11 protein-coding genes are annotated in these 14,559 nt (G+C 36.7%); 2 read left to right on the top strand and 9 right to left on the bottom strand.

Annotated features, from left to right (window positions below):
- Positions 1-62: 62 nt before the first annotated feature.
- The 9 genes from HUS24_RS02020 to HUS24_RS01980 form a co-directional block, all read right to left on the bottom strand.
- Positions 63-3,254 carry an autotransporter outer membrane beta-barrel domain-containing protein gene (locus HUS24_RS02020; RefSeq protein WP_173910384.1) on the bottom strand — a complete coding sequence of 1,064 codons (3,192 nt, stop codon included), beginning with the start codon at positions 3,252-3,254 and terminating at the stop codon, positions 63-65.
- A gap of 555 nt (positions 3,255-3,809) precedes the next feature.
- Positions 3,810-5,282, bottom strand: coding sequence for an adenylate/guanylate cyclase domain-containing protein (locus HUS24_RS02015; protein WP_173910383.1), 1,473 nt, complete (start codon positions 5,280-5,282; stop codon positions 3,810-3,812).
- A gap of 51 nt (positions 5,283-5,333) precedes the next feature.
- The gene (locus HUS24_RS02010; RefSeq protein WP_065992640.1) at positions 5,334-5,768 is read right to left on the bottom strand and encodes an HIT domain-containing protein; all 435 of its coding nucleotides are present in this window, start codon (positions 5,766-5,768) and stop codon (positions 5,334-5,336) included.
- A 234-nt stretch (positions 5,769-6,002) separates the two neighbouring features.
- Positions 6,003-9,461, bottom strand: coding sequence for a transcription-repair coupling factor (gene mfd, locus HUS24_RS02005; RefSeq protein ID WP_173910382.1), 3,459 nt, complete (start codon positions 9,459-9,461; stop codon positions 6,003-6,005).
- Positions 9,462-9,540: 79 nt separating this feature from the next.
- Complete coding sequence (locus tag HUS24_RS02000) at positions 9,541-9,894, bottom strand: hypothetical protein (protein ID WP_173910381.1); 354 nt, start codon at positions 9,892-9,894, stop codon at positions 9,541-9,543.
- Positions 9,895-9,990: 96 nt separating this feature from the next.
- Positions 9,991-10,932, bottom strand: coding sequence for a Dyp-type peroxidase (locus HUS24_RS01995; RefSeq protein WP_173910380.1), 942 nt, complete (start codon positions 10,930-10,932; stop codon positions 9,991-9,993).
- A gap of 242 nt (positions 10,933-11,174) precedes the next feature.
- Entirely contained in the window at positions 11,175-11,963 is a 789-nt protein-coding gene (locus HUS24_RS01990) for a glutathione S-transferase N-terminal domain-containing protein (protein ID WP_173910379.1), read from the bottom strand.
- Positions 11,964-11,995: 32 nt separating this feature from the next.
- Positions 11,996-12,508 carry a ribonuclease E activity regulator RraA gene (gene rraA, locus HUS24_RS01985; RefSeq protein ID WP_173910378.1) on the bottom strand — a complete coding sequence of 171 codons (513 nt, stop codon included), beginning with the start codon at positions 12,506-12,508 and terminating at the stop codon, positions 11,996-11,998.
- A 12-nt stretch (positions 12,509-12,520) separates the two neighbouring features.
- Positions 12,521-13,186 (bottom strand): NAD(P)H-binding protein, encoded by a 666-nt coding sequence (locus tag HUS24_RS01980; protein ID WP_173910377.1) that lies wholly within the window; start codon positions 13,184-13,186, stop codon positions 12,521-12,523.
- 213 nt (positions 13,187-13,399) lie between these two features.
- On the opposite strand from HUS24_RS01980, the gene rpsT reads away from it, so the two are divergent.
- The gene (gene rpsT / locus HUS24_RS01975; protein ID WP_065992630.1) at positions 13,400-13,666 is read left to right on the top strand and encodes a 30S ribosomal protein S20; all 267 of its coding nucleotides are present in this window, start codon (positions 13,400-13,402) and stop codon (positions 13,664-13,666) included.
- 488 nt (positions 13,667-14,154) lie between these two features.
- Positions 14,155-14,559 (top strand): hypothetical protein, encoded by a 405-nt coding sequence (locus HUS24_RS01970; protein ID WP_173910376.1) that lies wholly within the window; start codon positions 14,155-14,157, stop codon positions 14,557-14,559.

Below are 14,559 nucleotides of genomic sequence, written 5' to 3'. Positions count from 1 at the left end.
AATAAAAATAAATAATGTAATTGCCCTGCATTACATACAAGGCAATTACTGAGTTTTCTAAATTAGAAACGGTATTTCAAAGTTAAATTACCACCCACCTCTTTATAGTCTGAGCTTCCACCTGTATAAGCAGCTTCAGCTTTTATCGCAAAGCGATTTTGCATATTACCTTCTATACCAAGCTTGACTTGACCAGCAGCGCCCTTATTATCCAAGTCGGCAGCAACATTGTTCATATAAACACGATGATTTTCACTGTTATGGATAAAGTTAGCTTCAACATATGGTGTCAACATCGCTTGACTCAACTGAATATTCGCTGCAGCCCTTAAGCCCAAGAGGGATTGTAAGTTTGCATCATCACTAAATCTGATGTCTGTACCATTGTCTTCTTTGATCTGCTCCGCTTTTACATCCTGCCAAATCAATTGTGCATGTGGTTGTAAAACATACTGAACATTTTCTTTTTTCAACACATTCCAGTTATATCCCAGCTCAACAGAAGCGGTTATCCCGTCAGCATCATATTTTTCTGTGGCTAAGCCATCCCCAGAAACTTTGTTATCAAAATCATTCCATAACACCCAACTGTCTGCATATAAACCAGTTTTAGTTTCTGCATTTTGTTGGAAGGTTCCATATAAACCTATAGCAAAGCCATCGACCTCATGGCGACTACTATGTTTAGATAGTCTATTATAGGTTTTACCCTTAATATCTCCGTATGCGCTTAAAGCACCCAATGTGAATTGGTTCTGACCATTTGCCGAATGTATAAATAAATCTGTCCCGAGCATTACTACATTTTGCTCACCATCAATTTTTAATTGACCACTTTTATCTTCCATATCAATATCATTGCCCACATAGCGTATCCACACACTACCTTGATGCGGATTAGACTCGCCCTGTGCAATACTGCCCAATCGGTCATTTAAATTAAGACGGAATATATTGTTGGCTGCCCAAGTATTAAAGTTATAAGAACCCGCTTCTGGTCGGATAATTTCAACTGGTGCTTGAGTAGGTGCGATTGTTGGTTGAACGGTTGGCTCTACCGTCGGCTGAACTGTTGGTTCTACCGTCGGCGTTATAGTTGGTTGAACTGTTGGGGTTACAGTCGGCTGAACTGTCGGTTCTACCGTAGGTGTTACAGTCGGCTCTACCGTAGGTGTTACAGTCGGCTGGACTGTTGGTTCTACTGTAGGGGTTACTGTCGGTTGAACGGTTGGCTCTACCGTCGGTGTTACAGTTGGTTTAACGGTTGGTTCTACCGTAGGCGTTACAGTCGGCTGAATTGTCGGTTCTACCGTAGGTGTTACAGTCGGCTGAACTGTTGGTTCTACTGTTGGTTCTACTGTTGGCGTTACGGTCGGTTTAACTGTTGGCGTTACGGTCGAATCAGGAATATTATTATTTAAATACCAATTATTTTCCGATTTATCATCTAATAAATTTGCGAATTGTGGATTACCACGTTGTAAGTAATAATCATAAGCTCCAGCTACAATTCGCCCATCTTGAATAAACTCAGCATCAGAAATCTCACCTTGCACTTCAATCAGTTGAATACCGTTTTGCTTGGTATAATCGATACCTTTGCTACCTAGATTTTTAACCCTTACTTTTGTGGTTCCACTAGAGTTCCCTTGAATAGTTAATTTGTCATGATCAAGCTCTGTGTTATAAGGGCTATCTCGAGTAATTTCAAATGACATATCTAAATAGCTACCATCGTAACCAACATAATCACCTGTGACCAACATGGTATTACCAACCACACCTTGATCATTACTGAGTTTTACTGTGCCGTGGTTAATTAAATCACCACCAATATTAAATGCCCTTTTTGCAGTTGTAGCGCCTAGCGCAGAACCCACTTGTAAAGTGCCACCACTTTCAATAACGACTTTTTTCCCCACACCAGGTGTCGGCTTTGCCCCTGTCAGATTATTTCCTCGATAATGACTTCCAGCCAATACAGCACCATCTTTTACGGTAATTTGTTTGGTATTTAAAAAAGCTGCGTCATTATTGGCTTGAACGATCCCCTCTTCTACGATTAATTCACCTAAGAAATTCGAACTACTGCCGGTGAAACTAAGTGCATTATTTCCTTGTTTAACAAATTTACTGTTTTCTGAACCAATTAAAGAAGATTTATAAACATTGTAATTATCAGCAGTATCGTGCGCCCCAGTAGCAATTAAGGTTTTATCGCCCAAATGAACTTTAGAGTTTAATACGCCCCCATCATCATTTGTTCCGCCATCAATGGCTTTTTGGATACTGCGAAATTCTGCCAATGTAAAGGTATCAGCATTGAGCTTTTCAAAATGAACATCACCATAATGCGTGAGCAGATGAATCGGACTATTTGCAACAGTATCGCCAGCGAAGTTAATTGTTCCACCAGCACCAATATATATCCGATCTTGACCATTTGTGGTACCTGAAAGTTTCACCCCATCAAAATCAATTTTTCCATTACTATTAAGCACATAACCATAAGCAAGTGCATCTTTATTGTTCACATTTGTGATAGACTCGCCACCTGTAAACTTAATCCCATGTGCTTTTGCCCCAGAACCTATGCTATACCAACCGATGGTTGTATTATTTGCACTTTGAGTAGGATTGTTAATATTGACAGTAGTCTTACCTGTCACATTCACAGGTCCACACGAAGGACAGTCGTTATAGGTCAGTTGATGATAACCATATAATGCGGCTGAACCATCCAAACCACCATCAACATTGATGGTCATATTATTTAAATTGATCGAACTAATATTATAATCTTCAATACCTCTGGCTGACCTTTTAGCTTTCACATTGATGGTTGTATTATCAAAATTTATTGGATTTTTATTGCCATTTCCTGATAAGGCTATACCTATAGGATAGCGTGAGGAGTCATATAAGGCACCTCCAGTCATATCTACATTGATTAAGCCATTTTTAAAATCCAACTTACTACCAGATATAACCGAAACACCTTTCATTGAAAAATAATCAAAATCTGGACGAATTATTTCATTGTTATAACTTGTTTCGAGATTTGTAGGACGTGATGCACCATTATCAATCAGCAATCCCACTATAGCTGCCTGTGCTGAAGCCCCAATAGTTAGCCCCAAAGTCATTGAACCAACTACAACAGTGCCTTTTTTACCTTGACTTTTTACAAGCTCTGAAACGATCACCCAAGATTGGGTTGTAATATTCCAAATTAATTTATAAATCTTATTCATATTACTCTATTCTCTCTGTAATGATTAATAAAGATTAATTAAAAGTAAATTATAATTTTAAATTATACTTAAAAATAAATTTTTGAAAATGTATGTGTTTTTTGGAATTTTTAACTTTTAGAATAATATTCTTAAAAGCTCAAACAATTGGAATTTTATAATTATTCTTAAAAATAAACCTAAGCATAAATACACGAAGTGGAAACAAAATAGCTATTTCAGTACTGTACTTTTCAGTAATTTAAAATATCAATTAGGGTAATTATGCTCATCATTCAGTCTGTTTTATAGGCACTTTGAACAAAATACCGTTGTAAGCTGCATATCAGCAGCTTCAAGAGAAATAACGATTATTTTCATTCAAAAAAGAAAATACAGCTAGAAATAAAAATTGAAGTTTTCAATTTCATAAATTTTAACAAAAATGAAACAAAATAAAGGTAGTTATTTTTTAGCTTAAGATTATCAGGTTGGTTGTATCAAGTGTAAATCTTAGTGAAATTGTTCTCCCTCGTTATTGAATATCAATCAAATTAGAACACAACAGCCTACACTTTATTTTTCGTCACTCAAATCTAAAGTTTTTTCGAAAAGTATCACTTCATCTTCCAATCTTAATTTTGCAACACCATGTGCATTGGTCAGTTTTTCTTGAACTTGAATACGTTTAATCATATTTTCTAACACATTAATAAGTTCACTATATTCGAAATTTTGAACTTCCTGCATATTCAAAACCAAATGAAAACCTTTGTACTCATAATCAAACCATTGCTCATTCTCATTATGAATATTATTGTATTTTTCAACAACTTGCCAAGTTTTCACAGCATCTTGAATACCTTTTAACTCCATCGGCTCTTTAGGAGCGCATAAATAACAGCTTTTCACTAATTTATAAGTATCATCTGAAATTAAAATTTCATCAATTTCAGCAGCGCTTTGTAAACGTGCTGCTAAATTTGCATCACGCCCAACAATGGTATAAGTCATACGATGCACTGCGCCATAGTTTCCTACGTGGCAATAACCCGTACTGATTCCCATGCGAATATGTAGCGGTGCATAACCCATTTTCTCCCAACGCGCTCGCAAAAATTTCATTTGCTGACGCATTGCCAATGCCATATCCAAACAGTTTTTTGCATCTTGTTCTACGCCCTGTGAGTCAGGATCGCCAAAGAAGATTAAAATGGCATCCCCCATGAACTTATCAATGGTTGCACCATATTGCTTGGCAATTTCTGTCATATGACTCAAATAATCATTTAATACAAATGCCAAATCATCTGGAATTAAAGTTTCAGAAAGTTCTGTAAAACCTTGAATATCTGAAAAAAACACTGTTATTTTTTTACGCTTATATTCTAATTTTGCCTCAGTTTCACCACGCATGATAGATTGCCATAATTGTAATGGCGCATAGCGACTCAGTTGGTTGGAGAGCTGAATATATCGATTCATTTCATTAAAATAATTTTGACGTTGTAAATCAACCCGCTTCATTCTTCTTTTTTGATAATAATTTGAAATATTAATGAAAATAATCAACCCCATAAAACTTAATACAGTCAGTTCCATAGAGGTTTGTTGAAAATAATCATCAAAACCAAAGATAAAAATAATATTAAAATAAAAAACAAAAATACTAACTAAGATCGCCAACGAACCAATCATCATCGAAATTTTATGGTTCACCGCCAAATAAATCGCAACAAATAATAAAATAAAGGTAATAACAAGGCTGAGATGTACGGCTGCTAAAGCCGTTGCAATCACCACGATATCAATCAGGAAATAGACACTTTTACGAACCACCGAGCCATATTGATATTCTAACCAACGTGACAATCGTGGACTGATCAGAAAAATAAAAAGAATAAAGATCGGCACATAAAGTTGATTATGTGCATTGGGAGAAGTGAAATAATAAATCAGCAACATCACCGCAATCATGATATATCCCATCAAACGCTGAAATATTTCAAATTGCTTAGGTTGCTTATCAAACATACGTTCTAATGGCAAATGATGACCTCGAATGTCATTTATTATTCACTTATCCATACGCAATAGCGATTAGTCCATGCGCCAGTCAAATGGCATATCCCCTTGACCACGAAGCGCGAGCATCAACGTTTGACGCATATGTGCTAAAACTTCATTTGAATAAGGCACTGCTGGTAGACCAAATACAGGCTTTGGCCATGCTGTATCATTTTGATAACGTACCACATGATGGAAATGCAATTGTGGCACCATATTTCCTAAAGCAGCGACATTCATCTTATCTGCACGGAATACACGAGAAAGTTGGCTTGAGAGCCAGCTTGATTCACGTAGAAACTGTTCTTGATCGGCTTGGCTTAACTCATAAAGCTCAGTAATTCCTGGTACACGTGGAATCAGGATTAACCAAGGAAATTGCATATCATTCATTAAACGACATGTAGAAAGCGGAAAATCGCCGACAAAAAACGTATCTTGAGCAAGTTGGGGATGCAAACTAAACATATCTTTATAAATGACATAAAATTAAAAACGATGCCTAATACTAACACATCAGTTTTAACGTGAATATTGCTAGGCTTGTGTTTTGGTACAAATAAATACAGTTTGTTTTGATCTTGATAACAAATCTATTGACTAAAAAGTGATAAAAATATTATGCATACACATTGGCTCATATATTGCCATGTATTTGTCCAATCGTTACAGCAAATAAATGCGTAACGATTGGCGTTAGAACTATTTTAAGTCAGCGAGAAGCTTATTCAGTAAGTCTAAAATAAACTGAATCCGCTTATCATTTTCCTCCAGCATCACCATGACTTTAAGTTTTTGCCCACCCTCCATACGATAGTAAGTGGGTTGTTTTTGCATGAGTTGGATAATAGTCATGGCTTGCACTGGTGTGTCTGGTGAAAATTCAATAGACCCACCATTTGCACCGATATCAATTTTGGTAATGCCTAACTGTTCGGCTTTAATACGAATTTGATGCACGCTAAACAATTGTTTGACTGCAATCGGTGGCACACCAAAACGGTCAATCAGCTCCATGCGAATATTATCAAGTTTCTCTTGAGTATCAGTATTGCTGATACGCTTATAGAACATCAAACGCTGATGCACATCACCCAAATAATCATCTGGAATCAATGCTGGCATATGCAGAGTAATTTCTGAAGTTAAAGACAATGGCGCATCGAAGTTCGGAGTTTTGCCTTGTTGAATGGCTTTGGTGGCTTTTTCCAACATTTCCATATACAAGCTATAGCCAATCGCATTCATTGAACCACTTTGCTGCTCACCGAGTAACTCACCTGCACCACGAATTTCTAAATCTTCTGTAGCCAGCATAAAACCTGCACCCAAAGTTGAGGCACGTGAAATCGCATCAAGGCGTTTTTCTGCATCGCCTTTTAAGCCTTTGATTGATGGTACCATCAAGTAAGCATAGGCTTGGTGATGTGAACGACCCACCCGTCCACGAAGTTGATGCAGTTGTGCCAGCCCAAGTTTATCAGCACGCTCAATGATAATGGTATTGGCATTCGGAACATCAATGCCTGTTTCAATGATGGTCGAACAGACAAGAACATTATATTCTTTGTGATAAAACTGCTGCATGACTTGTTCAAGTTCACGTTCACGCATTTGCCCATGTGCTACCGCAACACGTGCCTCAGGTACAAGATTGCGAATATTTTCAGCAGCACGTTCAATGGTTTCAACTTCATTATGTAGAATATACACCTGACCACCACGCAACAATTCACGTAGAATCGCCTCTTTCATGGTTTCGTCAGTTTGTTCATTGACAAAGGTTTTGACTGCCAAACGACGTGCAGGTGGTGTGGCAATAATGGATAAATCACGCATGCCACTAAATGCCATATTCAGCGTACGTGGAATCGGGGTCGCTGTAAGCGTCAGCATATCTACATCGGCACGCATAGCTTTAATCCGTTCTTTGTCACGCACACCGAAACGATGTTCTTCATCAACAATCATCAAACCTAAGTTTTTAAATTGCACATTTTCTTGCAAAATTTTATGTGTGCCGATGACAATATCTACTTTACCATCCGCTAAATCTTCAATGGTTTTGGTATGTGTTTTACTGGTTCCAAAACGTGATAAAACCTCAATACGAATCGGCCAATCGGCAAAACGGTCTTTAAATGATTCATAATGTTGTTGTGCCAAAAGTGTTGTTGGTACAAGTACTGCAACTTGTTTATTATTTTGTACTGCAACAAAAGCTGCTCGCATCGCCACTTCTGTTTTACCAAAACCGACATCACCACAGACCAAACGATCCATCGGTTTTGCCAGTTGCATATCATGTAAGGTTGCTTCAATGGCATTGGCTTGATCCAATGTTTCTTCATACGCAAAACCACTTGAAAATTGCATATAAGCACTTTGTTCAAGCTCAAAACTAATACCAGGTTTAGACTGACGACGTGCTTGAATGTGTAATAACTCTGCTGCAACATCATGGATTTTTTCAAGTGCTTTGCGTTTGGCTTTGTTCCACGCATCAGTACCAAGTTTATGTAAAGGTGCAAGGTCAGGATCACCACCACTAAAACGACTAATCAAATGTAAATGTGTCACAGGCACATAAACTTTGGCTTCATCCGCATAATTGAGCTGTAAAAACTCATAATCTTGATCATCAATATTTAGCGTCACCAAGCCTGCATAACGCCCAACACCATGATCAATATGCACCACAGGTGCGCCAATATTCAGCTCAGTTAAGCTTTTAATTAAAAACTCTTCTGAAACTTCTTGCTGACGTTTACGACGACGCTGTACCACCCGATGTTCATAAAGCTGATTTTCAGAAATGACCGATAAACTATCTGTCACTACCAAACCACGATCTAAAGGTGCATTGGTAATTGCAACCGAATAATTTGAGCTTTGAAATTCGCTAAAATTTTCTACAACTGGAATTTCACCCAAACTTGGACGCAAGGCATCTTTTAAAGTTTCACGACGACCTGCACTTTCAGCCACCAATAACACAGGATGATTGGCTTCATCAATATAAGTTTTAACAGCACTGAATGGTCGCTCTTGTTTTGGATCTACAGGCAAACGAGGCGGTAATTCTGCTGATAAATTAAGTGCACCTGCTTTTAACTCAATCTTTTCAGTTGAAGCAATAATTCTTGGAAAATGATTTAAATATTCAAACAATTGGTTTGGTTGGATAAACAGTTCTTCAGGTGGCAATAAAGGCTGATCTACATTGTGACGGCGATCTTCATAACGACGCATCACATCTTTCCAAAAATGAGTTAAACCTTCATCCAAATGCGTATCTATAATGACAATACAATGCTTGGGAAAGTAGGACATTAAACTACTTTGCGTTTGCATTGCTTCTTTGCTAAAAAATAATGGAAAATAAAAATCTAAACCAGCCGATGCAATGCCTTCTAAGACATCAGTATATATTGGATTTTTCTTAGGATTTGCCGTTGGGAAGCTTTCTGCATAACGATCACGAAATACTGCTCTTGCTTCTTTCAATGGAAATTCTTTGGCTGGCAATACTGTAAAATTTTCTAGTTTGGTGGTGGTTCTTTGCGTTTCCGGATCGAAAAATTTTAAACTATCAATTTCATCATCAAATAAATCTATGCGGATCGGAGCATTTTGCCCAGATGCATAAATGTCCATAATGCTGCCACGTACCGCAAATTCCCCATGATCATAAACAGTATCGACCAAGTGATAACCGGCTTGAATCAAACGCATTTTTTGTTGTTCTAAATCAAATTTCTGTCCGACTTTAATATCAAAATGCTCACCTAAAACCCACGATGTAGGTGCAACACGTTGCACCAAAGTTGTTGCTGAAACAAGTAATATGCCTTTAGTTGGCATATTTGAAAGGATTGAAAGCCGTTCTGAAACAATATCTTGATGGGGTGATAAACGATCATAAGGTAAGATTTCCCAATCAGGGAAAATGGTCGGTTTTATCCCATAAAACTCAAGTTCGCTTTCAAGTTGCCCCAAATGCTGATTATTACGCGCAACAAGCACAAACAACTGCTCAGATTTCTCTGAAATTTCTTTGAATAATAAGGCAGCAGAAGAACCAAGCATCGAACCAATCCAACGCTTTTCACCTGCTTTGAGTTGTTTTAAATGAAGATCAGAAATTTCTTGTTTAAACATAATCACTTTGGGTCTAAAAGACATGGGCGATAGTTTAACATGATGACTTTATTCAGTTGAGTGATTTTGTCTAATGCTTTTATTTCTCTCTTTTAAACTCTTTATAATACGCATTCAACTTTCGAATAATTTCTTTTAATTGTTTTAAATTTTCCTCATCATTTCCAAGCCTTTGAACATAACGCCCTGAAGCAATTTCCAAATCAATTTTCTCATTAATCAAAATTGCCTTATAAAACAATGCTTCTAAATCATCAAAATGATTTAATTTACGATTGGAAAAATATTCAAGACGCTCAGATAAATCATTCACCACGATTCCATCAACAATAAACCCTTTTTCAGCATCAATTTGAATATGATTTTCCTGCAAAAATGCTTGCTCTGCTGTGTTTTTATTTGCTTTAAATAGCCCGGCAATTTTTGCAAACATCTTGAAACTCATCCTGATTAAAATGTCATTTTAGCAAATCATTCAACATTAGGTGAAAAAGGATGTCACGGCATCCCTTTCCTACAAGCTAAAAAATCACTCATCTCCTAAATCATCAAGGAAATCAACAGTAGGCACAAAGAATAAAGTCCCTGTTTGCGCTGTACTAAAATCAAGTAGGCGATCCAAGTTTCCTGCAGCATCACCTTGGAACATATGTTCAAGCATCTGACGAGTCACGCTAAATTTTCGTGCATAGCCAATAAAAAATGTTCCATATTCATTTTTAGAAGGATTTGAAAATGGCATATTGGCACGCATAATTTTTAACTCATTGCCCTGTTCATCATGCGCCTTACTAACTACATTATGTGCAGTAAGCGGTTTTACCTCATCACTTAGCTCCACATCATTAAACTTTTTACGTCCTATGACTTTTTCTTGTTCTTCATCACTTAAAGCCCGCCACTTTTGCATATCATGGGTATATTTTTGAATAAAGGCATAACTTCCACCTCTAAACTGAGCATCTTCATCCCCGACCAAAGCATATTCTGCGGCAATTTCAGGCTCAGGGTTTTCCGTACCATCAACAAAACCAATGATGGCACGCCCATCAAAATATCGAAAGCCATGCACTTCATCGATTGAATAAGTCGCATGTTGCAATTGTTGTTGAATAATACTGCCTAACTCAAAACACAACGCTTGACGATCAGCCCGTATATGGAAAAACAAATCCCCTTCGGTTGAAACAGCCGTATATTTTGGACCTTTAATTTCTTTAAATGTTTCTAATTCTTTAGGTTTTTCTTGATGTGGAAATAAACGATCCCATGCATTTGAGCTAAAACCTAAAGTTGCGTTGAACTGCGCTTCTGGATAACGTCCCGTTAAACTACGTGTTAAAGCTGAGAAATTTGCTGCGAAATCTAGCACGGTACTGATCGCATCATCACTTGGATTTAAACCTAAAACGATAAAAAGCGCATTCTCACCAGGACGACTCATAACAGGTTGAATTCGAGTGTTCGCCATCATCTTTCCTAAATTCGTTATATTTATTTTAATTTAGCATAATTTCTATGTTCTAAAATGAAGAAAAATATTTCATCTTTTAACGCTTGTTTTAGCATTGGCTTTTCAAGTCCACGATAAACCTAAATTTTAAAGCAATTATTTTCTTGCTCAAACATTAACGCTAGTCATTTAATATTTGCCTAAACTCATCCCCGATCTCAATAAAAAAGCACCCTTACGGATGCTTTCAGGCTTAAAATTTAAGCACCATATTTTTTTTGTAAATAATCAATAATTGCTTCAGACTCAAATAATTGCGCACCTGTATTTGGATCAACCAAGTATGGCACTTGAATGTCTTTTTTATGACGCCCCATGACATCCACAACTTTTGAACGTTTACCATCTTTTAATGGTACATATTTACCGGGCTTTAAACGTAAAAATGAAGGACCTTGATCTTGCCAACGCTCTTTCGCCACATTATGAAAAACAAAAGGCAGTTCTAACTCAGTTAAAACTCCACGTACCACACGGGTATATGGACTCGCCTCAAAACCCCATAACTCTAAAAGTTGTTTGGGGGCTTCACGATTGACAATTTTTTTATCAACCCATACACCGCGTGCACCATTTACCAATGTCCCTGCAAATGCAACAACAGGTAATTTTGGATAACGTGCATATCTTTTTGGTGTTTTGCCATTTTTTCCATAATTTTTAAATAAGTGATGAATAATATCTTGAGACTCATACAGTTTTTCGCCTGTATTTTCATCAATTAAAAACGGAAACTGGGCTTTTCCACCTTGTTCTTTGGCAATCGCACGGTACTTTGTACCACCTTTTGGACATGGATAAACTTCATAATCCAAGTTCAATAATGTCATCACTTCGCGAACACGACGACAAAATGGTGAACCCTCAAATTCATATAACTTTAACGCTTTTTCAGGCTGATTAGGAAATGGCGTACCGTTTGCGCCACGCCCACCCTCTGTAATTGCTGAAATCAATGCTTGAGCAACTTTAATCTGATGATGCACCATTTTGTTATCCTTAGGGCTTAAGCACCCTTATTTTAAAGATCAACTAATTTTTCTTTGGCAACTACAATTCCGTTGTTATCTGCATAGATAAAATCACCAGAATTGAAAGTTACACTACCAAAATACAAAGGAACATCGACTTCGCCTATGCCCTTTCGGTTACTTTTTTGTGGAATTGAAGCCAATGCATGTACGCCAAGATCAAGTTCAGCAATTGCGTCTACATCACGTACACAGCCGTAAATTACAACACCATTCCAGTGATTTTTTACAGCAGATTCAGCAATCATATCGCCCATCAAGGCACAACGCATAGAAGCACCGCCATCGACCACCAAAACTTTACCTGTGCCATCCGTCGCTAATAGTTCTTTAACACGAGAGTTATCCTCAAAGCATTTTACAGTCACGATTTGACCGCCAAAACTTTTGCGTTCACCATAACTTTTAAAGAAACGACCATCTAAAGAAGGAATTAAAGTTTGAATGTCTTTTTCAGGATTATCATCCAGTAAATCGCAAGTTACAAAAGCGGGTGAAGTCAATTTAATTCTCCTTTATTTGGAATTTTGTATGCGTAAATTATCATAAATTTCAAATTTAACAGTCTGAGTTTGCGCAACCTCGACCATAGTATGAGCCACTTGTTCGGCTGTCACTGGCTTATATTTAAATGTATTTGGAATGAAATGCGACAATTTCTGAAAAACTTTTTGTCCCAGATCTTCAAGTGTCCGTTGCTCATTTCGCTCACCTAATAACAAAGAAGGTCGAATAATAGAAATACGTGCCAAACCTAAACTTTGTAAGTAATTTTCCAACTCACCCTTTACTCGATTATAAAAAATCTTAGAATTTGCATTTGCCCCCATTGCACTCACTAAAATAAAATGAGTATCCGTAGTTTCAAATAAATCAGCAAAATGTGCATTTATCTCAAAATCAATGGCATAAAAATTTTCTTTAGACCCTGCTTTTTTCTGCGTTGAACCCAAACAACTAAAAGCATGACTAAAGCCATGAACATCCTGATCATTCAGTAAAAGAAAATCATCTAATACCAATTGTTCCACTTTAGAGCGTTGTTTAAGTTCAATATCTTCCTGTCGAACAACTGCTGTAATTTTTTCACATTGTGCTAATTGGTCTAGTTGTTTGATTAAAGCTTTACCCACCAAACCTGTTGCACCAATGACGATTGCATTTTTAATCGTTTGTGTCATTTTTAAACAATCTCCTTGATTTCTAAATAATCTAACGGTTTCTTGAGTTTTTTTCTGCATCTAATTGGTGTCAAAGCATGTCAAGACTTGACTTTAATGTGCGCTTTAATCAAAATATGGCACTTGTTTACGGGCTGGTGAAAATTCTCTGATGTAGGTTTTCAGATGTAATTTCAGCCCGCCCAGACCAATCTATTTTCAAGGAGTGCACGAGTGGCAAACTCTGCTCAAGCTAGAAAACGTGCTAAACAAAACGTTAAAGCACGTAAACACAACGCAAGCTTACGTTCTATGGTTCGTACTTATCTTAAACGTACAGTAGCTGCTATCGCTGCTGGTGACTATGCTGCTGCTTCTGAAGCGTATAAAACAGCTGTACCAGTCATCGACCGTATGGCTGATAAAGGCATCATCCATAAGAACAAAGCTGCTCGTCATAAGAGCCGTTTAAATGCACAAGTTAAAGCTTTAGCGAACTAATTTGTTGCGTAAAAAGAGCCCTTTTAGGGCTTTTTTTTGTGACGCTATATTTTAAAAAATAAAAATGTGATCATTACATTAACAAAAACTTGTTTCTTTTGTATAAACTCACATACAAGTCTTTAGGACTTGTTTTCGGAAAAATAATTTTAAAACTATATTTTAAAACTCACTCGTATCAGCATCATCTATATCTAATCTCATTTTATCTTTTGTATACATAAATAACTGACTTTACTTTATGTTAAGCTCTAGACTAGAAGATTTACACTTAAATTTACCTAATGAGAATTTAAAGCTCTTTTTTAACTCAACATATAACCTTAACCAACACCATTCCAAATTGAGTTACCACATCAAATTAACTCCATAACACTCCTAAGAATATTTTTACTTATTTGCACATATAGAATTCTTGAAACTATGGTAAATTTCCAAGTGAAAAATAAAAAAGTATTTAAAAAATCTTAAAAGTGGAGTTCTTAAAAATGAAACCAATTTATTGTTTATTAGGGCTGTGTATATTTGGAACGGCTTATGCGCATGAGTTCCCTGATTCTAAAGGTCTTTGTGCAGAAGTGATTAAAGGTAAGCTACAGCCAGCGCAAAAATGCATCATATCATCTGGTGGTGGTGCGGGTGGCATGTATACAGCTTTAAAATTTGGTAAGTCTGAAATCTTTATTGAAGAGTCTACAATGTGTCCTGAATATGACACAAAAGGGTGTGGTTTCGGGGTATTAAAAAATGATAAAGATATAGGCGAAGGAACAAATGATAATTATTATTCAAGAGATAAAAAATCTGGGAAAATAACCCCAAAATTTGAAAATAATTGGACTTGTTTGAAAACAACGAATCATAAAATTGATGTTTGTTATTTAATTAAATAA

It is taken from the genome of Acinetobacter sp. Marseille-Q1618 (genome assembly GCF_902809855.1).
In the GTDB taxonomy this organism is placed as follows: domain Bacteria; phylum Pseudomonadota; class Gammaproteobacteria; order Pseudomonadales; family Moraxellaceae; genus Acinetobacter.
Note: the sequence above shows the minus strand (reverse complement) of the source record. Positions and strands in the feature narration are given on the sequence as shown.